Here is a 23,271-nt window from a genome sequence, read left to right on the forward strand (position 1 = left end):
CGATGGGGCGACTCAGCCATTGCCGTTTTTACGTGGGAATCCTCGCCTTGTTGCTGTGGGTGGCGACACCGGCCTGGTCGGCATCCGTCGGGCCGCTGAGCCTGGACGAACTGCCGGTGCTGGACGAAAACGCCAGCCTGAAGCAACTGACCGATCGGCTTGATCAGGTTCGCCAGGAACTGACCAGCGAAGCCAACGATGACTTGCTGTCACAGTTGCGTCAGGCCGCCTTGCAGGTGCAGCGCCAAGCGGACGCCTTGAGCGCCCAGCGTACGACCGATGTCGAGCGTCTGGACGACCAGCTCAAGGTCCTTGGCCCAGTATTGCCGGATGAAGCCGAGAGCATCACGCGTCAGCGCAAGCAGCTCAGTGACGAGAAAAAGCAGGTGCTGGCCGAGCAACAGCAGGCCATCAAGCTGACCCAGTCGGCGCGCGACCTGGCTACGCAGATCGTCAACCTGCGCCGCAGCCAGTTCAACTCCCAGGTCACCACCCGTGCTGCCAGCCCCTTGAGTCCGGCGTTCTGGTCGAGCCTGATCCGGCCGACCGACGAAGATGTCGCCCGCCTGCGCGATCTGCGTGGCGAGGCGACTGACGCTGTGGCCAGCGCCTTCAGTGCCGATCACCGCTGGTTGTTCATTGGCAGCCTGGCGGCCGCGCTGTTGGTCTGGACCTGGGTACGCCGCTTGCTCGAGCGCTTGCTGGCCAATGCCATGGTCCGCTGGTTGCCCGAGGGCCGCCTGCGTCGCAGCGCCTTGGCCTTGAGTGTCAGTCTGGCGACCTTGAGCACCATCGGCGGCTCGGTGTCGTTGGTGCGTTGGGGCCTGGAGAACAGCGCCGAGCTGGGCAATGACATTGCCAGCTTGACCAACCACATTCTGGCGCTGGTGGTGTTCAGTGCCTTCATTGCTGGCCTTGGCCGCGCCATGCTGATGCTCCAGCGTCCGTCCTGGCGACTGCCGCCGATTCCGGATGAAGTGGCCAGCGCCCTCGGCTGGTTCCCCAAGCTCCTGGCGCTGGCGTTGATGGTGCTGCTGACCCAGGAGCGCATCAACAGCGTGATCGGTACCAGCCTCGCGCTCACCGTGGCCACCAATGGCCTGACCGCGCTGGTGGTGTCGCTGATCTTCGTCGCAGCGCTGGTGCGCTATCGTCGTGCCCGCAAGCAGCATCAGCTGGAACGGGCACCTGGGCTTGCGGGGCTGATCCCGTTCGTGATCGTGGTGTGGGTCGCGTTGGTCCTGCTGGCGCTGCTCACCGGTTACCTGACCCTGGCTTATTTCCTCACCGCCAAGCTGCTTTGGGTCAGCGTGGTGGGCACCTGCGCCTACCTGCTGGTCACGGTGTTTGGCGATCTGTGCGAAACCTTGCTCTCGCCACGCCAGCCTGGTGGCCTGGCCCTGGCCGCTGCGCTGGGGCTGCAGCAGCGCCACCAGGCCCAGGCCAGCACGATCCTGGCAGGGATCGGCCGCACCTTCTTGTTGTTTGTCGCCGGCCTGCTGGTGCTCATGCCGTCGGGCACCAGCCCGGGCGAGCTGCTGCAGAGCCTGGCGGACTGGGATGACACCGGCGGCAAGCTGCTGGGCAACCTGAACATCGTGCCCCAGGACATCCTGCTGGCCGTGGCCATGTTCCTGGGCGGTCTGTTCGCCATTCGTGTGGTCAAGCGCTGGCTGAGCGAGCGCCTGCTGCCGGAGACGGACATGGATGCCGGCATGCGTGCCTCCCTGGTGACCTTGGTCGGCTACCTGGGCTTCCTGTTCCTGGCCATGCTGGTGATGACGACCCTGCGCATCAACCTCACCAGCCTCACCTGGGTAGTCAGTGCCCTGTCGGTGGGTATCGGTTTTGGCTTGCAGCAGATCGTGCAGAACTTCATCTCCGGCTTGATCCTGCTCACTGAGCGTCCGGTCAAAGTAGGTGACTGGGTGAGCCTGGCCGGTGTGGAAGGGGATATCCGCCGGATCAACGTGCGAGCCACGGAAATCCAGATGTCAGACCGCTCCACGGTGATCGTGCCCAACTCCCAGTTCATTTCGCAGAACGTGCGCAACGTCACCATGGGCAATGCCCTGGGTGTGGTCGGCATCACCCTGACCTTGCCGCTGGAAACCGATGCGAACAAAGTGCGCGAACTGCTGCTGACGGCCTTCCGCGAACATGAGTCGATCCTCGATGCGCCGGCCTCGTCGGTGACCTTCAAGGACCTCACCACCAGCGGTATGGTGCTCAGCGTCAGCGGCTATGTGGCCAGCCCCCGCCAGGTGTCGGGCGCGCGCAGCGACCTGTTGTTCACGGTGCTGGGGCGTCTGCGCGACGAGGGCATCGCACTGTCGTCGCCGCAGAGCATGGTGCTGTTGCAGGACAATGCACGGCCAGCGGACGGAGCTGTGTGAGGCCCATCGCGGGCACCCCGGTGCTTTTGAGCGAAGCGTAAATCCTGGAGTTGCCCGCGAAGCCGACGGCTCGGTCGTTCAGACCGGCGTTGTCGGTGTTCGTGGAATAGAGGCGTAAGCACCATCAGGCTCAATGCTGCTTCGCCCGCCGGATCCGCAACAGGATCATCCCCAGCAGCAGAATCACCGGCACCGCCATTCCCAGCAACGCCTCGCGCGCCGTCAGCCCAGCCCCCAGCACGTTCAGCCCGCCATACAGCAGCTTGAACAGGTTCAACAGGTAGTAGGTGATGGCGATGATCGACAGCCCTTCCACGGCCCGCTGGATCTTCACCTGGGCGTCAGCGCGGGCATTGAGGCTGCGCAGGATCTCGGCGTTCTGTTCTTCCATCTCCACTTGCACCCGGGCCTGCAGTAGGTCGCCCAGGTTGGCCACGTTCTTGGCCAATTGTTCCAGGCGTTGCTCGGTGGCCGCGCAGTAACGCACGGTCGGCTTGAAACGCCGCTCGATGAACACCCCTAGACGCTGGCAGTCGCCCACATGGCTTTCGCGCAGCTCCCCCAGGCGCTCGAACACCAGCTGTGCATAGGCCTGGGTCGCGCCGAAGCGATGACGGGTCTTGACCGTGCGGCTGACCACCTGGCGCGAGAGGTGGGCAATGGCTTCGAGCAGGGCTTTGGAGTCCTGGCCGTCGACGCTGGCACTGCGTTCGGAGAGGCTCACCAGGGTCCGGTCAAAGGCATCGAGCTCCTGGCTCAACGTCTTGGCCGTGGTGAGTGTCAGCGAAGCCATCATACGGTAGGTCTCGATCTCCAGCAGGCGCCGGATCATGCGACCTTGGCGGTAGGCATTGAGCCGCCGGTTGACGAACAGCAGGCGGTTGGTGCCGTCTTCGGTCAGGCGAAAATCGCTCCACACCACCGCATCACCGCCCCCGACGCAGGAGCCGCAGGGGTCCTTGAAACCGTACCGTGTCAGGTCCAGGTCCTGCTCGCCACGCACCAGCACCTGTACGGCATTGATCACTTGCGCCGCCTGCGGCGCGACGGCCTCGGCCAGGACCTGGGGCAGCCCCTGCCAGCCGGCATCGTGGGCGGCGCAGGGCACCACCAGCGTCAGGGTGAAGAACTCGGCGTGGCGCTCCCATTTGAACGGATGGCCCTCCAGCCGGGTGATGCCTTGGGCGGCCTCGGTGTCGAGTGCATCCGGGCAACAGCGCTGCAGCAAGGCCCGGCAGTCGGCCTCATCGCCCAGCAGTGCCAGGTGATGGACATGGGCAGGCTCGTTGAAATACAGCGAAGGTCGGGCGTGCAGTTCGTTGTGCAGGGCGGTGCGTTGCGGGTGCATGGGAGGTCTGGCCTGGTGTTGTGATTGTTGGGCTACCAGGGGTGGGACTCTTTCATTTTAGATAAAAGTCACCAGAGGCACAGAAATGTGCCGGCGGGTTGTGGGACCCGCTCGCTGCTTAACGTCATTGTGGCGACCGATCGCTTGCAGGATGCAATCGAACGAGCTCTGGTCGCGTCTGAAAGAGTGGGTTGCGTTGCGTCTGTCGTTCATCCGCGTACCGAGCGGCTTGAGCAGTTCTACGCACAATATGCGGGGTTCAGGCACTGTCCTGATCTGTCACCCAAGACGATGATGCTGGCGCTTCGGTAGCCAGTGCCTTATTTGTGAAAGCCCCTTGTGACAGCCGTCAGCAAGGGGCTTTTCGTCTCCGGCTATCAGCCCAGGCAACGCGTCACATGCTTGACCGACTGATACGCCGACAAGCCCCACGGCCCGAGTTCACGGCCGATGCCGCTGCCCTTGGTTCCGCCCCAGGACGTCTCGACGAATACCGCCTGGACCGAGTTGATCCACACGTGCCCGACCTCCAGCGCATCGGCCACACGTTCGGCGCGTTCGAGGTCGGCGCTGCAGACCGTGGCGACCAGGCCGAAGCGGCTGTCGTTGGCCTGGGCGATGGCTTGGTCTTCAGTGGCGAAGCGGCGGGCGCAAAGCACCGGGCCGAAGATTTCCTCGCTCCACAGGCGGCTGGATTCGGGCACGTCCACGTACAGGGTGGGGCTGACGAACCAGCCGTCACGGTCCAGTACCTGGCCGCCGGTCAGGCAGTGCAGGCCTTCTTCGCGCGCGGTGGCGAAGTAGCCGGCGACCTTCAGCCATTGCGCCTGGCTGGTCAGTGGGCCCATGGCCACCTCCTCGGTCAGCGGATTGCCCACCTGCATCTGCTCCAAGGCTGCCTGCAGACGTGGCAGCAGAGCATCGGCGATGCCGTCCTGCACGAGCAGGCGGGAGGTGGCCGAGCACATCTGGCCGGCGTTCCAGGTGATGCCTGCGACGATCCACTCCACTGCTTGGTCCACGTCACAGTCATCGAACACCACGATCGCCGACTTGCCCCCAAGCTCCAGGGTCACCGGCCGGCATTGGGCTGCGGCGGCGCGCATCACTTGGCTGCCGACGCCATTGCTGCCGGTGAACGACAGCTTGTCCAGGCCGTTGTGGCCACTCAGGGCGGCGCCGGTCTCGGCCTTGCCGTTGACGATGTTCAGCACACCGGCAGGCAGGTTCAAGGCCTCGGCAATCTGGCCGTAGGCCTGTTCGATCAGCGGGGTGACTTCCGAGGGTTTGAGCACCACGGTGCAGCCTGCGGCCAGCGCTGGGGCGAGTTTCCAGGCGCTGGTCACCAGAGGGAAGTTCCACGGCACGATCAGGCCGACCACGCCTACCGGCTCCAGGCGGGTGCGGGCGGTGAAGCCTGGGGCGGCCAGGGGCACGACGCGGTTCTTCTCGGGCAGTTGCTCGGCAAGGTCTGCGTAGTAGCCGAAAGTGGCGATGGCATCGTCCAGGTCGATCTCGGCTTCGTGGCGCGGCTTGCCGTTGTTGCGCATCTGCAGAGTGATCAACGCCTCGCGGCGTTGGCCGAGTTGATCGGCGAAGCCACGCAACAGTGCGGCGCGGGTGGCCGGGCTGGTGGTTTTCCAGGCAGGCAGGGCGCGGCGGGCGGCGGCCACGGCTTGGTCGACCTGAGCAGCGCTGGCCGACATCAGTTCGGCGAACGGCTGGCCCAGCGAAGGGTCATGCACGACGATGCAGTCGTTGCCTTGGCCTTCGACCCAGTGGCCATCGATGTAGTGAGGTGCGGTCATGATCGGATTCCAGTCAGGCGATTTCGGCGGAGGTTACCGGCGTGCGCGGCGCGCTTTTGCAGCGCACCCAGCGCGGGCCGTTCGGGCCATAGACGCCGGCAGGTTCAGGGAACAGATTGAGCAGGATCAGGTACAGCACGCCCGCCAAGCCCAGGGTGACTGGCAAGCTCAGGTCGATACCGCCGGCCAGTTCACCCAGGGGGCCGACGAACTGTCCGGGCAGGTTGACGAAGCATAGGCCCACCGCCGCGCTGGGGATCCAGGCGCCCATGCCGCGCCAGTTCCAGCCATGCAGGAACCAGTAATGGCCGCCGCGTTGGCCCCGGGTGAACACTTGCAGGTCATCGGCGTGGTAGAAGCCGCGGCGTGTGATCAGGCCGAGGATCATGATCACCATCCAGGGGCTGGTGCAGGTAATGATCAGCACGGCGAAGGTCGACACGCTCTGCACCAGGTTGAAGGTGAAGCGGCCAATGAAGATGAAGGCGATGGCAGCGACCCCGATCAGCAGGGTGGCGCCGGCGCGGCTGAGCAGGCGCGGGAAGACGCTGGACATGTCCAGACCTGTGCCGTACAGCGCTGTGGTGCCGGTGGACATGCCGCCGATCACCGCGATCAGGCATACCGGCAGGAAGAACCAGCTCGGCGAGATCGCCAGCAGGCCGCCGACATAGTTGTTGGCCGCGATGTAGTCCGGTGCCTGGGTGGCGACCAGGGTCGCGGTGCACAGGCCGAACAGGAACGGGATCAGCGTCGCCAGCTGGGCAGCGATCACCGCCAGCATGATGCGCGCCTTGGGCGTCTGGCGTGGGATGTAGCGCGACCAGTCGCCAAGGAAAGCGCCGAACGAGACCGGATTGCTCATCGCCAGTATCGCCGCGCCCACGAATGCCGCCCAGAAGCCTGGCTGACCGAGATTGACGCTGCCAGCGAAGTTGAGGTCGAAGGGGCCGGCGAAGGCGAGGATGCCTAGCAGGAACAGCAGGCTCGACGCCCATACCGCGATCTTGTTGACCCACAGCATGAAGCGGAAGCCAAAGATGCACACCACCAATACCAGCACCGCGAACAGGCCATAGGCCAGGCCCAGGGTCAGGTCGGTTTCCGGCACCCCGACCAGGCGCTTGGCGCCGCCGACCAAGGCGTCGCCCGAGCTCCACACCGACAGGGAAAAGAACGCTACAGCGGTGAGCAGCGACAGGAACGAGCCGACGATGCGCCCATGCACGCCGAAGTGCGCACCTGACGACACCGCGTTGTTGGTGCCGTTGAGCGCGCCGAACAGGCCCATGGGCGCGAGGATCAGGGCGCCGACCCCGACGCCGAGCAGGATCGCCCAGACACCGGCCTGGAACGACAGGCCGAACAGCACCGGGAAGCTGCCCAGCACCGCGGTGGCGAAGGTATTGGCACCGCCGAATATCAGGCGGAACAGGTCCAGCGGGGAGGCGTCGCGTTGATCGTCGGGGATCTGTTCGACGCCGTTGGTCTCGATACCGGTCGATTGACTCATGGCAAGGCTCCAGCGCGCATGTTGTAGGTCGTCGCGGGGCGCGACCCTATTGTGGTTGCGTTGGCAGTGCGGCAAGGCCGCGGAAAAGGTCAGGCGTCGGAGACGACCGACAGGTGCTCGTGGCAGGCCAGCCAGCCTTCGTCCTGGCGGCGGAAGACGATGGTTTCGCGTTCGGCGAGCGAGTGCTCCTGGCCTGCGATGCGGATGCGGGTGGCCACATCGTGCATGAAGATCGCTACGTCGCCCTGCAGGCTCACGTGCTGATTGCTGGACTGACACGCCAGCACGGCGAAGCCTTCGGCTTGCCATTGGGCCCACAGGTGCTCATAGGCCCGGCGCGACAGCAGCGGCTGCGCCAGGGTATGGAAGAGGAAGGTGGCGTCTTCGCTGAAACAGGCGAAATAGCGGGCGGTATCGTTGCTGGCGAAAGCGGCGACGAGGTCGGCGGCGGCCTGGCGTACTTGGAGGGTCTGGTCCACAGCAGTGGCCTCACGGTTATTGTGATTGTGGTGCAGCGATTCTGGTGAGCCTTGGCGGGGGGAAAAATCGCTGGGGATAAATAATCAGTTCAGGAATTTGTGAACCAAGTCATCCAAGGGGGCGGCCGTTGTGACGTTTTCCAGAACCTTGGAGTTTCCACACAGTCAGCGACGGCCGTTGCAACGCTGCTGAAACAGTGCGCGTTTTTTAGCCACAGAATGGTTGTCGAGATTTTGACGAGGCAGGGGAGGGGCCATTGAGATTTATCATGGTGGCGGTCTATTGACGTAGTGTCATGGTGCCCCATACTCAAGCCATATAAAAAGAAAGCTGTTTCTCAATTAAACAGTTTCAATCCTCTTTCAGGGAGGGGATCATGCGCTCGACACTGATCATCAAGTCGATTTTCTTGTTGGTGCTGATGAGTGGCGCAGCTGGCGCTGCGGATTCCTACATCAGCAAGGCGAGTGTAGTGCCTGCCGCGACGGCGGGATGGCTATTTTCCTTTGCGGTGATTGGGTTTATCGCCCTCGCCAACCGATCGAAAATATAGTGAAAGTTATTCGCTTTTCTGTGCATTAACACCTTGGTTTTAATGCGTACGTTTTAAACATTGGCGTGCGGTGTATTGCCCTGCGCCGATAAGTGAAAACGATGTGAAAGTTCCTGGAAGAACCGCGTTTTATCAGGACGGAGCAACGGCTTGTGGAATCCCATGCCGTTGCTATATTCCACTTGTCGGCGCCCCCCAGCGGACGCCGCGGGAGCAGGAAGCTTCGTCGATGTGTTTCATCGCGGAAACATCCTCCAGGACGGTCGAGGCGATTGCGGTCGGTACTTGTTTTACGGCAAAGGCGAGCGTTTTCGCCCCGTTCTATTGTGTAGCGCTGGGCATGGCTACTTGACCGGAGGGATCCCGATGTTCCGTTTCCTGATCTCCACACTCTGCGCACTGATGCTCCTGCCTTCGGCGGCCAATGCCACCGAGCCGAATGCGGCCTACCTGCTGAGCCCTGGCGATGTAATCCTGGTCTCGGTCTGGCAGGAAGAAAACCTTCGCCAGGAGGTGAAGGTGCTTCCCGATGGCAGCATCACCTTCCCGCTTGCCGGGCGCGTCGACGTCGCCGGCCTCGATGCCAGCACGGTCGCCCAGAAGATTGCCAAGAAACTCGAGCAGTACCTGCCCGAGCCGAATGTCAGCGTGGTCGTCACCAGCATCGCCGGCAACCTCGTTTATGTGCAGGGCAAGGTGCTCAAGCCCGGCCCGGTGCTGATGGAAGGCCCCATGGCGGTGTTGCAGGCACTGAGCATGTCCGGTGGCCTGGACAAGTTCGCCGATGAAGGCTCCATCAAAGTGATCCGGCGCAAGGGTGAGAGCCAGCAAGTGCTGCCCGTGCGCTACCGGGACCTGGTTTCCGGACGTGACATGACCACCAATTTCCAACTGCAGGCCGGCGATACGCTGGTCGTTCCTTGATCCTGCTCTGAGCCTATCGTGTCTGTATTGAAAACTTCCCGGGTCGCCGCGGCGATCCTGATTCTTCCTTGCCCGGCCGTGGTCCAGGCAGCGCTCTGGCACACGTCGGTCGCCGTACCCATGACCGTCGAACATGACAGCAACCCGTTGCTGCTGACCTCTCAGGAGAAAGCAGTGACCAGCACCTACCTCGATCCGGAAGTCGGCCTGCTGGGCACTTTCGATCGCGATCAGTTCGACTTCGGTCTGGGGGCTCATGTGTTGCGCTCATCCGATCGCAACATCCTCGACAACCGCGAGGACCCTCGCGTGCGGCTGGGGTGGCAACGCGATTACGACAAAGGCCGTTATGGCCTGGTGGGGACCTACGTCGAGAGTTCGACGCTGTCCAGTGCGGTACTCGAAACCGGCGTGGTCACCACCGACGGTACGCAGAAGCTCTACACCCTGACCGGCAACTGGAGCCGGCAGCTCAGCGAGCGAGGCCTTCTGGAAAACGAGACCTCGTACGACGACGCCAGCTACGACGTGTCCACGCTGATCGGCTACAAGGAATACGCCAACCGGTTGAGCTACACCTATGCCTGGACCGAGCGCACCGACCTGTTCACCCGGTTCATCTACCGGCGTTACGAACCGGATGATCGCGATGCGGCGATCGCCTCGAACAGCTATACGCCTGTGATCGGCATGACGCACCAGTTCACCGAACGCCTGGAGGGGAGCGTGAACGTCGGCGTCAACGAAGTCTCCGGTGACGGCGGTGGACGCAAGGGGCAGGGCGGCGTGTCGTTGCGCTATCGGGGCGAGCGCATGGACGCCAACGTCGCCGCCGACCGCAGTTCGGTGGCCAGCGGTCAGGGTGGGTTTTCCGAGATCGACACGTTGCGCGGCTCCTGGAGCTACCTGGTCGCCGACACCGATCGGGTCGGGTTCGATGCCAGCTGGCAGGACAGCAAAGGGCAAACACCCAACAAATTATGGTCGGTTGGCGCCTGGGCCAGTCGAGAGCTCTCGCCATTTTGGGTAGCGCGCCTATCCTTGGTGTACAGAGAGCGTCAGCAAGACAACCTGCCAGATGCCACCGGCACCATTATCGGACTGAGCTTGACCTATAGATTTCCCGACTACTGATTTTTCAGCGGTGTGGTGACTATGAAATCTGAATACGAGCTGTCGATCAGGGACTACATCTCCATCATCAAGGATCGTGCACTGGTGCTGGCGATTGTCATCGTGGTGATCCTCGCGGCGACCGTGGCGGTCGCCGTGGCGGTGCCGCCGGTCTACCAGTCGACCGGGACTATCCTGGTGGAGTCCCAGCAGATATCTCCGGATCTGGTCGCCAACAACAACAACAGCTTTGCCGACGAACGCATCGAGGTGATCCGCCAGCGGGTGATGACCCGCGAAAACCTGCTGCGGATCATCGACAAGTACGGGCTGTTTTCCAGCAAGGCCCGCCAGCTCAGTGACGCCGACAAGGTCGAGCTGATGCGCACCGCGATCTTGGTCGAGACCTTGAGTACCTTCATAAAAGGGCGTGGCGAGGCCACGGTCGCCTTCAATGTGTCCTTCGAACACAAGCAGCCGGAGGTGGCCAGGGAGGTCGCCAACGAGCTGGTGACCTTGTTCCTCAACGAGAACATCAAGCAGCGTACCGAGCGCGCCAGTGAGACCACCGAGTTCCTCAGCCAGGAAGCGGACAAGCTGGGCGCCGAACTGCAGAGCCTCGAGAACCAGTTGGCCGACTTCAAACAAGCGCATGCCAACGCACTGCCGGAACACCAGACCCTGCGCATGAACATGCTGTCGCGCTCGGAGATGGAGTTCAGGGAAATCGATCGTGACTACAAGGCCGCCCAAGAGGAGTTGCGCTACCTGGACTTGGAACTGGCCGGGGCCAAGGCCGGCGTGCCTAGCACACTCGATGGCGGCAGGCCTCGTACGGCGGAGCCGCCGCAGGATCTGGCCAGCCTGCAGGCCGAGTACACCCAGTTGCTCTCCCGCTACAAGGAAGCGCACCCCGACGTACGTGCGGTCAAACGCAAGATCGACGCCTTGAAAGCCGGCGGCGGCGCCGGTGGCATTGGCGTCGAGGGTAACCTGGACGTGGCCAAGGTACGCACCCGCATGGCCGCGGCGCAGGAGCGCGTTGCCTCGCTGGCCCAGCAAAAGCGCGACATGTCGCAGAAGATCAACGCCTATGAGGCCGAGATCCTTGAGGCACCCCAGGTCGAGCGTGGCCTGGTCAACCTGATGCGCGACCACGACAACGCCCGCAAGAAGTACGAAGAGATTCGTGCCAAGCAAATGGCGGCGAAGATTTCCGAAAGCCTGGAGCAGGAGAACAAGGCCGAGCGCTTCGTGCTCCTGGAGCCGCCGATGTTGCCGGAAAAACCGGTGAAGCCTAATCGCAAGAAGATCGTCGCGCTGGGCTTCGTCCTGGCCCCGGCCGGCGGTGGCGCACTGGTGATGGTGCTGGAAATGCTCAACCAGCGCGTGCGCGGTGTGGGGGCCCTGGAAAGCATCGTGGGCAAGCGGGTCCTGGTCAGCATTCCGCATATCCCGACCCAGGCCGAGCTTGCGCAGCGGCGGCGTTGGCGCGTGTGGCTGGTGGTCTCGATCCTGGCACTGGCGGTGCTAGGGGTGGTGTTGCTGCACTTCTTCTATATGCCGTTTGACCTCTTGCTGATGAAGGCCATGAGTCGGTTCGGATAGGGACAGCTGCGATGAACAAGATCACGCCGATAGACGAAACGAAAAAGACCGGCGCATCAGCGCCTTCCTCCATCGTGCCGGTCAAGCATCCGGAAGTGCCAGGCCTGTTCGACTATGTGCGCACCAAGGTCGTGCCCTTGCGCCCGGACCATCTGGAGCGTCACCGCATCGTGGCCTACAAGAAGAACTCGGCGATCAGCTCGGCCTTCGACCTGCTGCGCACCCAGGTGCTGCAAGCCATGGAGGAGAACGGCTGGCGCACGCTGGCCATCACCTCGCCGACGCCTGAGGCGGGCAAGACGGTGCTGGCGATCAACCTGGCGATGAGTATCGCCCACCACACCACCAAGACCGCGTTGCTGGTGGACTTCGACCTGCGCAGGCCACGGGTCGGCGCCTGCCTGGGGTTGCCGATGGAGAAGTCACTCAACGACTACCTGGCCAACGAAGCTGAGTTGTGCGATGCCATGGTCAACCCGACCTTGCCACGCTTTGTGGTGTTGCCGACCCGCGAGCCCATTCCGCTGTCGACCGAATTGCTGTCCTCGCCGCTGGTGAGCAACCTGATCCACGAGTTGCGCGAGCGTTACGAGTCGCGCATCACCATCTTCGACCTGCCGCCGCTGCTGAGCTCCGATGACGCCATCACCCTGCTGCCGAAATTCGATTGCGTGTTGCTGGTGGTGGCCAATGGCATGAACAGCAAGAAGGACATCGAGGACAGCCTGTATCACCTGGGTACCAGTAACCTGATCGGGACGGTGCTGAACAAGGCCGAGGAACAGCCGCGCACCTACTACTGAACTGCTGGCCACTGGGCAAGGGCTGCCGATCAGTTCGGGGAGTACCAAGGGTACTTTTGCTCCCAATGCCAGGCATGCGAGACGATCTGCTCCAGCGCCGCGAAGGCCGGTCGCCAGCCCAGCACGGTCCTGGCCCGGCTGGCATCTGCCACCAGGCGGGGCGGGTCGCCGGCGCGGCGGGGGGCGTCGCTGGTGGCGATCTTGCGCCCGGTCACGCCGCAGGCGGTGTCGATCACTTCCTGCACCGAGAAGCCCAGCCCGTTGCCCAGGTTGAATGCCGTGCTCGCACCACCGGCGAGCAGGTAGTCCACCGCCAGTGAATGCGCCGCAGCCAGGTCTGCCACATGAATGTAGTCGCGGATACAGGTGCCATCCGGCGTGTCGTAGTCCCGGCCGTACACCGTGATCGTCTCACGCCGTCCGGAGGCCGCCTGCAGAATCAACGGCAGTAGGTGGGTCTCAGGCTCATGGCATTCACCCAGTTCGCCCTCCGGGTCCGCGCCCGCGGCGTTGAAGTAGCGCAGGCACACTGAGCGCAAGCCATAGGCGCGGTCGAAATCCTCGAGGATCTGCTCGACCATCCACTTGCTGCGTCCATAAGGGTTGATCGGCTGCTTGGGATGCGCTTCGTCGATGGGCACATGCTGCGGGTCGCCGTAGACGGCGGCGGTCGAGGAGAAGATCAGGTGACGGACATTGGCGCGCACCATCGCCTGCAACAGGGTCAGGGTCGCGACGACATTGTTCTGGTAGTACTTGGAGGGTTCGACCACCGACTCGCCCACCTGGATGAACGAGGCGAAATGAAACACCGCGCTGAATCGATGCTGGGCGAACAAGGCATCCAAAGCATGGGCGTCGGCGATGTCCAGCCTGACCCAGTTCGGACGCGGCCCGCAGGCGCAATTGTCCGCCACGATGACGTCGTGCCCTGCGCAACGCAGGTGTTTGACCATGTGCGAGCCTATGTAGCCCGCGCCGCCGACAACCAAGAACTTCATCCAAGCCTCCTGGAATCTGTTTGATGTGCAAGCGCGCTCCGGAGGGGCCGGGCGGTCATCCTTAGCAAGCGGATCAGGTGGTCAGCGGGTTGGCCATCTGCATGGGCACGCCCCTGGTTTCTTGGAGCCTAGATGCCTATTTCAAGAACAGCCAATTCGTCATCTGCCTGCCGTCGAAATGGATCAGATAGCGCCCGTCCTGATAGCTGACGGGGTATTCCTGAAGCTGTCCCTGGGCGTTTCGACTGAACAGTTTCAAGCCGTCGACGGCCTGGATCGACAAGGTGCCGTCCAGCGGCTCGACACGAAACGGGGTCCGCTTGTTCGGCTGGGGCTCGGCCCGGGTGCCCAGGGAGATCAACAGGTTTCGCGACTGTTTCAGCGGTTTGCCGTCCAGGCTCTGCACCGCCACGCTCGCGCTGGCGGTCTTGAGCTTAAGCTGGATGTCACCGAGCGCGAGCGTCTTGCCGCCGAGCCAGCCGATGGCCGCTTGGGTCAGCGGTGTGTCGATGGTGTAGAGCCCTTGTTGCCAGTTGCGTCTGAGCTCGCCGGTGTCGCTGCGGGCCTCGCTGGCGTTGGCCGGCAGCAGGGACTGGTTGGGATCCTGGATAACCTTGGCGCCGGCGGGCAGTGCGCTCGCCTGCAGCCACGGCAGCGCCGGTGTCTTTGGCATGGCAATCTGCAATTTGCCTTTTTCCATGGCTGTGCGCAGCAGCACCGAATCGGCTGGCGAGATGGACTGGTTGAACAAGGTGTCCGAGGTGGGGGCGAAGACGTAGCTTTGGTCGGCTTCGCGTACATCGCCGCGGCGATAGACCAGGGCAGCGGCCGGGAGTGTGGCCAGCTGGCTGGGGTCGTTGTAGGCGTGCCAGTTGCTCGCCGAACGATCCTGCTCGCGGAACGGCTCCTGGCTGTAGGCGTAGTGCATCAAGGCGTCCCAGCCCTGATAGCGGGCCGTGGCGGCGACATACAGCGCCAGTGTGTAGCGATCGGCCACAGGCTGGGTGTCGCTTTGCCATTCGTTGTTCCACTCGGTCACGCTCAACGGCCGGCCCACGACCTGGGCCGCGGCGAGCCAGTTGACCAGGTTGTCGCTGGTCAGCGGGTTCTTTTCCAGCTGGCCTGCGCCGCCATAGCTGTGGACGTCGATCAGGTCGCCACTGGTCAAGGCCGGCAAGGCGCTCAGGCCATTGCGTCCCCAGGTGCTGGTGGTGACGATGGGCACCTTCACGCCCAAAGTACGCAGGTGATCGATCATCTGCTGGTCGAAGCGTTGCTCCAGGTCGTTGAGGAATAGCTTGGATGGGCCATGTTCCCAGGCGCGCCAGGTCTGCTGCTTCGCGAGCCCATGTTGCTTGGCGAAGGCTTCGGCCAATTCCATGTAGCGCTTGATGTGCTGGGTGGGTGTCTTGTCTGGAAGCAGGGCATTGCCGTAATGCCCGGTGAGGTCGTTTTCATTGGTGATCAGTACGGCGGCGATGGCCGGGTCATCCTTGTAGGCAAGGCCGGTGTAGGCGTTGACGTGCCCCAGGTACTGCTCGGCGAAGCGCTTCATCGTCTGGGCGATGGTGTCGTTGACATAGTTGTAGCCCTTGAGGTCGGCGATGGGCTGTTTGTCGCGGTCGGTCAGGCCTTCGCGCTTGGGTAATTCATCGAAGCCGCGGATCTTGTCCCTGGCCATCAGGGCGCGCTGGACGTGCAGGTCCAGCCACACGTAGATCCCTTCGTCCTTGAGGCATTTGATCCACCAGTCGATCTTTTGCAAAGACTCAGGGCTCAGGTTCTGGGTGTCCCGCACTTGGTCGTGCCGGCCGAAGATGCTCGGTGTCACCCAATACGAATCGTGGTGATGCAGGCGCACGAGGTTGAATCCCAGGGCCGACAGGCGCTTGGCCTGGGCACGGATTTCGTCGTCCGTGGTGTTGAACAGGGCATAGGCCGAGACGTTGGTGCCCCAGAAGCGCACCGGGGTGCCATCGGCGAATTGCAACCGATCGCCCACTGCCTTGACGAAGCCACGCTTGCCGGCCGGTTTTTCTCCAGCGTTGAGGAACGACAGGTCCACCGGCGAGGTGCGCCAGTCGGTCTGGTCCAGCGGCCAGCGGCTGGTGTCGCCCAGGCCGAAGCGCTCATCGGAGGTCTGGGCCAGCTCTATGCCCTGCGAGACCGTGAGCACGCCTTTGATCTGCTGGGTGCCGGGAACGATCTGGTCCTTGTAGAAGAACGCCCGTACTTCGGCGTCGTCGATGGGCTCGATGTACACGCTCGTCAGGGGCGGATCGAAGCGCATCTCGATGTACGGTCCCTTGGCGCGGTCGCCCCAGGTCCAGCCTCGATTGCCCGGCAGCAGGCTTGGCTTGCCCATTTCAGTGAACAGGGCGCGGTCGAACTGGAACGAGATGCCGCCGCCCATCACATTGGTTTTGCGGCTGTGGGCCTGCAAGTCGAAAGCCCAGGTCAGGCTCTGCTGCGTGGTCTTGGCGATCTGGGCCTTGAGGTCGAACCCCAGTGTGGAGTTCCTGGCCTGCAGGCTGTAGGTGAAGGGGGCCTCTACCTTGAAGGCGCCGCTGTCGAAGTTCGCCCATTTCCAGTCGGCAGCGAAGAACTTGAACTTGGCCTGCATCGCCAGGTTACCGCCACGGGTCAACTGTGGCAGGCCCTGGCTTTCGTCGATACTGGCGACCCAGTCCTCGGCGTGAGTGACGGGGGGCAATGCCAGCAGCAGGGTGAGCAGCAGGGATGAAACCAGGCAGCGTCGTGTCATGCGGGTCACCGGGCGGGCAGGCCGACACCAACGATGCCGGCAGCGTGGGCGAGTTTGAACCGGCGCACCATCTGCACATAGGCAACGGCTACACCGGCGAGGGACCAGTACACCACGGGGATGAACGTGATGCTGCTGACGGTGAAGATCGTGACCAGGATGCCAATCAGGGTGGCCAGCAAACTGCGCCCGAGTCGGCACAGGTGCTCGTCCTTGTCGGCAAACGTACGCAGTGTCTTGCGCAGGCTCAGCAGCGCGGAGGCGAAGAAGGCGACGAACAGGGCCAGGCCGACCACGCCAAAGCGCAGGGCCAAGTTCAGGTAGGTATTGACGATGTCGATGATGCCTTGGCCCTGGACCATCGACTGCATTTCCGGCGTCTTGCGAAAATCGAACGAGCCGAACCACAGGTTGCGCTCGATGACGATCAGTGAGTTGTCCAGCAGCCGCTCCCGATAGGTGATGTTGTCTTTTTCCAGCGTGCCGATGTACGGCAGCATGTCGATCACCTTCTCGCCCCCCGGCACCACGGCCAGCAACGGCAAGCAGAGCAGGCCGGCGACCGCCAGCATTCCCAGGCGCTTGACCGCGCCACGCCCGGTGGCGATGAACACCACGATGATCACGCCCGTGCCGACCCAGGGCCCGCGCGACAACGGCACGAACAGTCCGGCTGCCAGTAGCAGGGCGCCCAGGGTGCGTTGCAGTGTGCTGCGTACATAGCCTTGGACGAACAGGTACAAGCCGATGCCGACCATCATCAGGTAGCCCAGAACGATCGCCTGGCCTGTGGTGGCGCTGGCGCGCAGTGCACCGCCCCGGCTCAGGTAGCTGGTCATGTCCATGTGGATGCCCAGCACGTAGGTCAAGGCGTTGTACAACAGCCAATGGCGCGCCGACTCGAAGGTTCCGATCAGTGCTAGCAACATCGTGGCGATCACGAAGCTGAGCAAGGCGTCCTTGAAATGGCTGAGTTCCTTGAGTGCCCGGCTGGCCACGTAGTACGGCAGGAAGATATCCAGGAACAGGTACAACGTCTGGCGCAACGTGTCGGTCAGGCTGGTCTCGCGCAGGTAGAGCAGGTTCATCAGTACCAGGCTGGCGAGCAGGAAGCGGTCAGGCCAGGTGCGCCCGAACGGCAAGGTGTCCGACTCTTGGCGCAGGGCCAGGGCCGCGGGCAGCAGTACGCTCAGGCTGAGCAGGCGGATATGGTCCAGGTCGACCAGGTAGTTGATCACGCCAAAGCCAGGCACCGGTATCGCCGCCGCCGGCATCAGGAACAGCAGCATGAGGAACAGCGCCATCGGGTTGTGCTCGCGCCGTCCGGCAACCAGCAGCACCAGGACGGCAATGACGGCATACACCCAGAAGTTGCCGGACACGAACACCAGCAAGGTGAGCGCGAACCAGAGGTTGCGCCGACGCTTGAAGTCGGCTGAACGGATCAGGTCCAGCGCCGGCCGTCGTGCCATGGTGAACACCACGGTGGCCAGGAACAGGATGACGATCAATGCGCGAAGGTGTTCTGGCATAGGCGGTGATGACCTGTCCCTTTGTGATGGACGACGGCTAGCGACATGGCAGATTGAGACTATAGTGACTTTAGCCAATAGGTCAGGGAATGTAGTCATGCCGTCAGTCGACTTATCGCCGCCGACCAGCCTGCGCAAACGCGCATTGGGAGCGGGTGCGTGGAACATGGTCTCCCTGGTCGGTACGCAGGCCCTGCGCCTTGGCGGCAACCTGATCATGGCACGGCTGCTGGTGCCGGACATGTTCGGCATCATGGCCATCTCCACTACCTTGTCGGTGGTCCTGCACCTGCTGTCGGATGTCGGCCTGCGCCAGAACATCATCCAGAGCCCGCGCGGCGACGATCCGCTGTTTCTCAATACCGCCTGGACCGTGCAACTGCTGCGCGGCATCCTGCTGTTCGCCGTGACGCTGCTCATCGCCTTTGGCTCCTGGGCGACCCAGCAGATCAACCTGTGGCCAGCCGGATCCTCCTATGCCGCTCCGGAGCTGCCGTTGGTGCTGGCGGTCACCGGCATTTCCGCAGTGATCTACGGCTTGCAGTCCAACACCATCGACCTGGCCGTGCGGGCGTTCCAGCAAAAGCGCGTGGTGATTCTCGAGCTCACGGCGCAGTTCGTCGGATTGCTGGTCATGCTGGTGTTCGGCTACCTCACCCGGTCGATCTGGTCGCTGGTGGCCGCCGGGATCGTCTCCACCCTCGTCTCCACCGTGATGAGCCACTTGCTATTCGAAGGGCCACGCAGCCGCTTGTGCTGGGACAAGTCTGCGCTGACCGAGCTGATCAACTATGGCCGCTGGATTCTGTTGTCCTCGATGGTGGGCGTGCTGGCGATGAACGGCGACCGCATCTGGTTCGGCGGGGTGATGTCCACTTTCGACATGGGCGTCTACTCCATCGCGGTGCTGATTCTCTCGGCCGTGCAGGTCGGCTTGCTGAAACTGGGCGGGGCGGTGGTGCTGCCGGCCTTCAGCGAGGCCACTCGCGCTGGCGACAAACCCCGGCTGCTCAAGCTGTACAACCACTTCAGGCTGTACTTCGACACCGCCTGCCTGTTCGCCTGCGGTCTGTTCCTCACGGTCAGCCCGCTGATCATCAGCTGGTTGTACGACGACCGTTACCAGGATGCGGGCCGGATCTTGGCTATTCTTTCATGGTCGTTCTTCACCTTGCGTTACAGCTTGGCCCATCAGGTGTGGCTGGCCGTGGGGCTGACCAAGTACCAGGCCATGGACAACATCATCCGGGCCGTTTCGCTTTGGGTTGGGATGCCAGTGATGCTGGCCATCGGCGGCGTGGACTACGCGATCTGGTGGGTGGCGCTGCATACCTTCCCCACGTTGATCCTGGTGTTCTACGTCAATCGCAAACTGGAGATGTTCAGCCTCAAGCGTGAGCTGATGGTCTTGCCGATCATCGCGGTCGGCGCGTTGTGTGGTGAGCTGGTGACGCGGCTTTTCAACGGGTTCTGATTCCATCGCGAATACGCTGTCTGTCGCCGTCGGAAACCTAGAATTCCAAAGTCAATTTCACGGCATGGGTCTTGGAATCATGGGAAAGCATGACTCTGTTTCCCCGCTGCTAGGACGCAGGGGCTTTCTCAAGGGATGCGCGGTATTGGGTGCAGGCGGGCTGGTCTTCGGGCTTTCCGGGACCGCCACGCGCAAAGTCACTCAGACCGGGGGCTTCGTGGTGATCAACGGATGGGTGTTGCCCGCCGAATACTTTCGCAAGGCCTGAGCATGATCAAGGATTATCAGACGCACAAAGCACTGCGTGATGACTACGACTTCTGCATCATCGGCGGGGGACCTGCGGGCATCACCCTGGCCTTGCGCCTGGCCGAAGCAGGCTGGCGCGTGGTGTTGCTCGAAGGCGGCGGGCACGAGTATTCCCAGCAATCCCAGGATCTTTATCAATGCACCTCCTCCGGTCTGGAGGCGTATATCCACAATACGCGCCTGCGCTTTCTGGGCGGCACCTCCAACCATTGGGCCGGGCGCTGCCGGCCATTCGAAGCCTCGGACTTTTCTGTTCCGCCGCCGGGCGGCATTCCTGGCTGGCCCATCGCCTATGCCGAGATCGAGCGGTACCTGCCGGCCGCCATGGCCATCGTCGACCTGCCGGAAGGCGCGCACTTCCAGGCGATCAATGTCAGTCGGCTCGGTGATGACTTCGTACCTGACGAGTTCTTGCTCAGCCCGCCCACTCGGTTTGCCCAGAAGTACGCCAAGGCGCTGGAGCAGACGCCAGGGCTGGATGTGTTCATCCACTGCAATTGCGTCGACCTGGAATTCGATCACGCTGCCGATAGGGTCAAGGCTGTAGTGGTGTCCGATTACGATCTGCACCGGGAGCGGGTGATCGCCCGGCAGTTCGTACTGGCCATGGGCGCTGTGGAAAATGCCCGGCAACTGCTCAATAGCGAGTCACTGGCTGCCGCGGGCGTGGTCAAGCCCGATGGTTTTGTCGGGCGCTGTTTCATGGAGCACCTAAATGTCGACCTGGGCACGTTCATCCTCAATAGCGGAAAAGTGGACAAGCCTCGCCAGTACTTCACCACCGATGCGTTCGTGGCCGAGTATCACGCGGGCAAAGGCAACGTCTCCGCGACGGTGCTGGACGAGGTGACGAACTATGGCCGGACCGCCCAGGTCAAGGACTTCCTCGAGACCCTCAGCTGCGATATGGGAATCGCCCACAAGATCGATTTCATCGCCAAGTTCAACTGCCCCGGCGATGGCGTGCTGAGCACCATGATCGAACAGTTCCCCAACCTGCAGAGCCGCCTTTCGACATTGCAAGAAAAGGACGCGCTGGGCGTGGCCAAAGTGAACATGAACTGGGTACTGAGCGGCGATGACCGCCAGACCATCAAGTGCATCGGCGTCGAGCTGGCAAAGCGTTTCGCCGAAAGCGGGCTGGCCTTCGTCAAGTTGAACGACTTCGTCCACGACACGTCCCTGCCCCTGAAAATGTCGCCCCACGCGCACCACATGGGCACCACGCGCATGGCGGCCTCGCCCGATGCCGGGGTGGTCGACCCGGACTGCAAGGTGTTCGGCACAGACAATCTGTATATCGCTGGCAGCAGCATTTTCGCCAAGGGCGGGGCGAGCAATCCGACGATGCCGCTTCTGCAGTTCGCCTTGCGGCTGGCGGACCATCTGGACGCAAAGATGAAGTCTCAGGCGGGAGAGTTCGCCTGAAGGGTGTGACAGCGCGCCTGCAACCTGTGGATGTCTGGCAGCTGCGCTGATGGGGCAGGTACCGTGCGAGGAACGTGCGGCCTGGGTTCGGTTCGACATCGATAGGTTTGCGAGGGCAACAGCATGATGGGATGGCTGAGAAAAATCGTGGCGCATTACGCCATGTCCACCGGACGTGGGGCCGGACTGTACAGGCGCCTGTGCCGCCCCAACGCTATCCAGTGGGGCGCGTACCTGTCGCGCTGGGGGCGGTTTCACTCCACCGGGACCAACGTCCAGATAAACCCGGGGTGCAATATCACCGACCCTTCCCTGGTGCGCCTGGGCAACAATTGCGGGCTGTCGGATTGCACGCTGATCGGGCACGACGGTGTGGTGGAGCTGATCGAGGTCATCTACGGCAAGAAGCTCGACTCGGTGGGTTTCATCGATGTCCGTGACAACAGCTGGGTCGCCCATGGGGCGATCGTCATGCCGCGGGTGACCATCGGGCCGAACTCCATCGTGGCCGCAGGGGCGGTGGTGACCAAGGACGTGCCGCCGGGCACGGTCGTTGGTGGCAACCCCGCCAAGGTCCTGTGCACGCTCGAAGACCTGGTCAAGCGGGTCGAGGCGCGCTGCGAGGCCTACCCGTGGATCGACCTGATCAAGAATCGGGCAGATGTCTTCGATCCACAGCTGGAGCCGAAACTGGCTGCCATGCGCGCCGAGTACTTTTACGGCACCGGGAGGCAGGAGACATGACTGAAAAGCTCGTCGATGTGCTGATCGTCAATTACAACACCGCAGGGCTGCTGCAACCGATGTTCGATGCCCTGCGCCGTGGCGAGGGCGCGGATCTGGCGAGCTACTTGGTGGTCGACAACGCCTCGGTCGATGACTCCCTGGAGCGCCTGGCGGCGGTCTGCCCCGAGGCGCTGCTGGTGGCCAATCCGAAGAACGTCGGTTTCGGCCGAGCCAACAACCAACTGGTCGAGCACCTGCAGGGCAAATACGCTTTGCTGCTCAATACCGACGCCTTCGTCGCGCACGACACCCTGGTGCGAACGGTCGAATACATGGAAGCGCATCCGCAGTGCGGCGTGCTCGGGGTGCGTCTGGTGGGGCGCGAGGGAGACCTTCAGCCCAGCTGCCGGTACTTTCCGACGCCGCTGAACATGTTTGCCGCGCGCACGGGGCTGGAGCGCTTCTTCCCTGGGCTGCAGACCATCGACGAGATGAACTGGGACCACGACTCGGTGCGTGAATGCGACTGGTTGCCAGGCTGTTTCTACCTGGTCCGACGCGAGGTCATCGAGCAGGTAGGTTTGTTCGACCCGCGCTACTTCCTCTATTACGAGGAAGTGGACCATTGCAAACGGGTCAAGCAGGCTGGCTGGAAAGTCGTGTATTACCCCTACACCACGGTGGTGCACATTGGCGGCGAAAGCTCCAAGTCAGTCACCGAGCTCGAAGCGGCCAGCCGGCAGATCTCGGTGATGCAGATCGAAAGCGAGCTGCTGTACTTTCGCAAGCACCATGGCGTGCCAGGGCTTGTGCTGCACATGCTGCTGGTGAGCCTCGGGGACACCTTGCTGGCGCTCAAGGCATTGCTCAAACGACGTGGCTGGGGGGCCGTGAAAGCCAGCTGGAAGCATGCCCGGGCGACCTGGGCGTTGCTCTTCGACACGCGCTTTGCAAGCCAGCCGACACGCTAGGGGGCCGTATGTTTGAGAACGTTCGCGCGGACCTGCGGGCCCATGGAGGCGACTGGGCGGCACAGGGCTTCTGGGTGATGCTGGTCTACCGTTTCGGGCGCTGGCGCTACGGGGTGCGTCCGGCGTTGCTGCGCAAGCTGCTGTCGTTCATCTACAAGGTGCTGTTCAAGCTGGTGCAGATCCTCACCGGCATCGAACTGCCCTGCGAGGTGGAGCTGGGGCGCAACTTCGTCATCGATCATTTTGGCGGCATCGTGGTCAGCGGCTATGCCCGCTTCGGCGATGACTGCCGCATTCGCAATGGCGTGGTGGTGGGCTTGAAGAACGTGCAGGAGCCCATCGCGCCGGTATTCGGCAACAACGTCGATATCGGCACCGGGGCCAAGGTGCTGGGCAATATCCGCATCGGCAACAACGTGATCATCGGGGCCAACGCGGTGGTGTTGACCGATGTGCCCGACGATTCGCTGGCTGTCGGTGTGCCCGCGGTCATCAAGCCCCGACGCAGTGGCGGATGAAT

19 protein-coding genes are annotated in these 23,271 nt (G+C 62.8%); 12 read left to right on the plus strand and 7 right to left on the minus strand.

What is annotated here, in order from left to right:
* Positions 1–2: 2 nt before the first annotated feature.
* A complete protein-coding gene (locus J5X93_RS03785) occupies positions 3–2,396 on the plus strand; it encodes a DUF3772 domain-containing protein (protein WP_043208504.1) in 2,394 nt (797 codons plus the stop codon).
* A 130-nt stretch (positions 2,397–2,526) separates the two neighbouring features.
* On the opposite strand, the gene J5X93_RS03790 is transcribed toward J5X93_RS03785, so the two are convergent.
* From J5X93_RS03790 to J5X93_RS03805, 4 genes are all read right to left on the minus strand, one after another.
* Positions 2,527–3,744 carry a DUF3422 domain-containing protein gene (locus J5X93_RS03790; RefSeq protein WP_090345177.1) on the minus strand — a complete coding sequence of 406 codons (1,218 nt, stop codon included), beginning with the start codon at positions 3,742–3,744 and terminating at the stop codon, positions 2,527–2,529.
* A 377-nt stretch (positions 3,745–4,121) separates the two neighbouring features.
* Complete coding sequence (locus J5X93_RS03795; RefSeq protein WP_102081203.1) at positions 4,122–5,552, minus strand: aldehyde dehydrogenase family protein; 1,431 nt, start codon at positions 5,550–5,552, stop codon at positions 4,122–4,124.
* A gap of 13 nt (positions 5,553–5,565) precedes the next feature.
* Complete coding sequence (locus tag J5X93_RS03800) at positions 5,566–7,065, minus strand: purine-cytosine permease family protein (protein WP_090345181.1); 1,500 nt, start codon at positions 7,063–7,065, stop codon at positions 5,566–5,568.
* 89 nt (positions 7,066–7,154) lie between these two features.
* On the minus strand, positions 7,155–7,544 hold the full coding sequence (locus J5X93_RS03805; protein ID WP_090345182.1) for a YybH family protein: 390 nt from the start codon (positions 7,542–7,544) through the stop codon (positions 7,155–7,157).
* A gap of 377 nt (positions 7,545–7,921) precedes the next feature.
* On the opposite strand from J5X93_RS03805, the gene eppA reads away from it, so the two are divergent.
* The 5 genes from eppA (at position 7,922) to J5X93_RS03830 (ending at position 12,546) form a co-directional block, all read left to right on the plus strand.
* Positions 7,922–8,098: an EPS-associated small membrane protein EppA gene (gene eppA, locus J5X93_RS03810; protein ID WP_167358099.1), complete on the plus strand. Its 177-nt coding sequence runs from the start codon at positions 7,922–7,924 to the stop codon at positions 8,096–8,098.
* 366 nt (positions 8,099–8,464) lie between these two features.
* Positions 8,465–9,022, plus strand: a complete 558-nt coding sequence (locus J5X93_RS03815; protein WP_043208513.1) for a polysaccharide biosynthesis/export family protein — start codon at positions 8,465–8,467, stop codon at positions 9,020–9,022.
* 18 nt (positions 9,023–9,040) lie between these two features.
* Positions 9,041–10,156: a hypothetical protein gene (locus J5X93_RS03820; protein WP_043208514.1), complete on the plus strand. Its 1,116-nt coding sequence runs from the start codon at positions 9,041–9,043 to the stop codon at positions 10,154–10,156.
* 21 nt (positions 10,157–10,177) lie between these two features.
* Positions 10,178–11,743, plus strand: a complete 1,566-nt coding sequence (locus J5X93_RS03825) for a GumC family protein (RefSeq protein ID WP_090345184.1) — start codon at positions 10,178–10,180, stop codon at positions 11,741–11,743.
* An 11-nt stretch (positions 11,744–11,754) separates the two neighbouring features.
* Complete coding sequence (locus J5X93_RS03830; protein ID WP_043208519.1) at positions 11,755–12,546, plus strand: CpsD/CapB family tyrosine-protein kinase; 792 nt, start codon at positions 11,755–11,757, stop codon at positions 12,544–12,546.
* Between the two features lie 29 nt (positions 12,547–12,575).
* On the opposite strand, the gene galE is transcribed toward J5X93_RS03830, so the two are convergent.
* The 3 genes from galE to J5X93_RS03845 all read right to left on the minus strand — a co-directional run bounded on the left by galE (position 12,576) and on the right by J5X93_RS03845 (position 17,843).
* Positions 12,576–13,547, minus strand: a complete 972-nt coding sequence (gene galE, locus J5X93_RS03835) for a UDP-glucose 4-epimerase GalE (protein WP_043208522.1) — start codon at positions 13,545–13,547, stop codon at positions 12,576–12,578.
* A 136-nt stretch (positions 13,548–13,683) separates the two neighbouring features.
* Entirely contained in the window at positions 13,684–16,320 is a 2,637-nt protein-coding gene (locus J5X93_RS03840) for a cellulase family glycosylhydrolase (protein WP_434968323.1), read from the minus strand.
* Entirely contained in the window at positions 16,317–17,843 is a 1,527-nt protein-coding gene (locus tag J5X93_RS03845; protein ID WP_250034449.1) for an O-antigen ligase family protein, read from the minus strand. The genes J5X93_RS03840 and J5X93_RS03845 overlap by 4 nt, the downstream gene beginning before the upstream one ends.
* A 97-nt stretch (positions 17,844–17,940) precedes the next feature.
* On the opposite strand from J5X93_RS03845, the gene J5X93_RS03850 reads away from it, so the two are divergent.
* From J5X93_RS03850 to J5X93_RS03875, 6 genes are all read left to right on the plus strand, one after another.
* Complete coding sequence (locus J5X93_RS03850) at positions 17,941–19,317, plus strand: oligosaccharide flippase family protein (RefSeq protein ID WP_090345191.1); 1,377 nt, start codon at positions 17,941–17,943, stop codon at positions 19,315–19,317.
* A 79-nt stretch (positions 19,318–19,396) separates the two neighbouring features.
* On the plus strand, positions 19,397–19,585 hold the full coding sequence (locus tag J5X93_RS03855; RefSeq protein WP_043208541.1) for a twin-arginine translocation signal domain-containing protein: 189 nt from the start codon (positions 19,397–19,399) through the stop codon (positions 19,583–19,585).
* A 2-nt stretch (positions 19,586–19,587) separates the two neighbouring features.
* Complete coding sequence (locus J5X93_RS03860; protein WP_043208528.1) at positions 19,588–21,054, plus strand: FAD-dependent oxidoreductase; 1,467 nt, start codon at positions 19,588–19,590, stop codon at positions 21,052–21,054.
* A 123-nt stretch (positions 21,055–21,177) separates the two neighbouring features.
* Entirely contained in the window at positions 21,178–21,798 is a 621-nt protein-coding gene (locus J5X93_RS03865) for an acyltransferase (RefSeq protein ID WP_043208529.1), read from the plus strand.
* A complete protein-coding gene (locus J5X93_RS03870) occupies positions 21,795–22,751 on the plus strand; it encodes a glycosyltransferase family 2 protein (RefSeq protein ID WP_043208530.1) in 957 nt (318 codons plus the stop codon). The genes J5X93_RS03865 and J5X93_RS03870 overlap by 4 nt, the downstream gene beginning before the upstream one ends.
* A gap of 8 nt (positions 22,752–22,759) precedes the next feature.
* Positions 22,760–23,269 (plus strand): serine O-acetyltransferase, encoded by a 510-nt coding sequence (locus J5X93_RS03875; RefSeq protein WP_043208531.1) that lies wholly within the window; start codon positions 22,760–22,762, stop codon positions 23,267–23,269.
* The last annotated feature ends 2 nt before the right edge of the window (positions 23,270–23,271 follow it).

The organism is Pseudomonas sp. BYT-1, assembly GCF_023611805.1.
GTDB lineage: Bacteria > Pseudomonadota > Gammaproteobacteria > Pseudomonadales > Pseudomonadaceae > Aquipseudomonas > Aquipseudomonas guariconensis.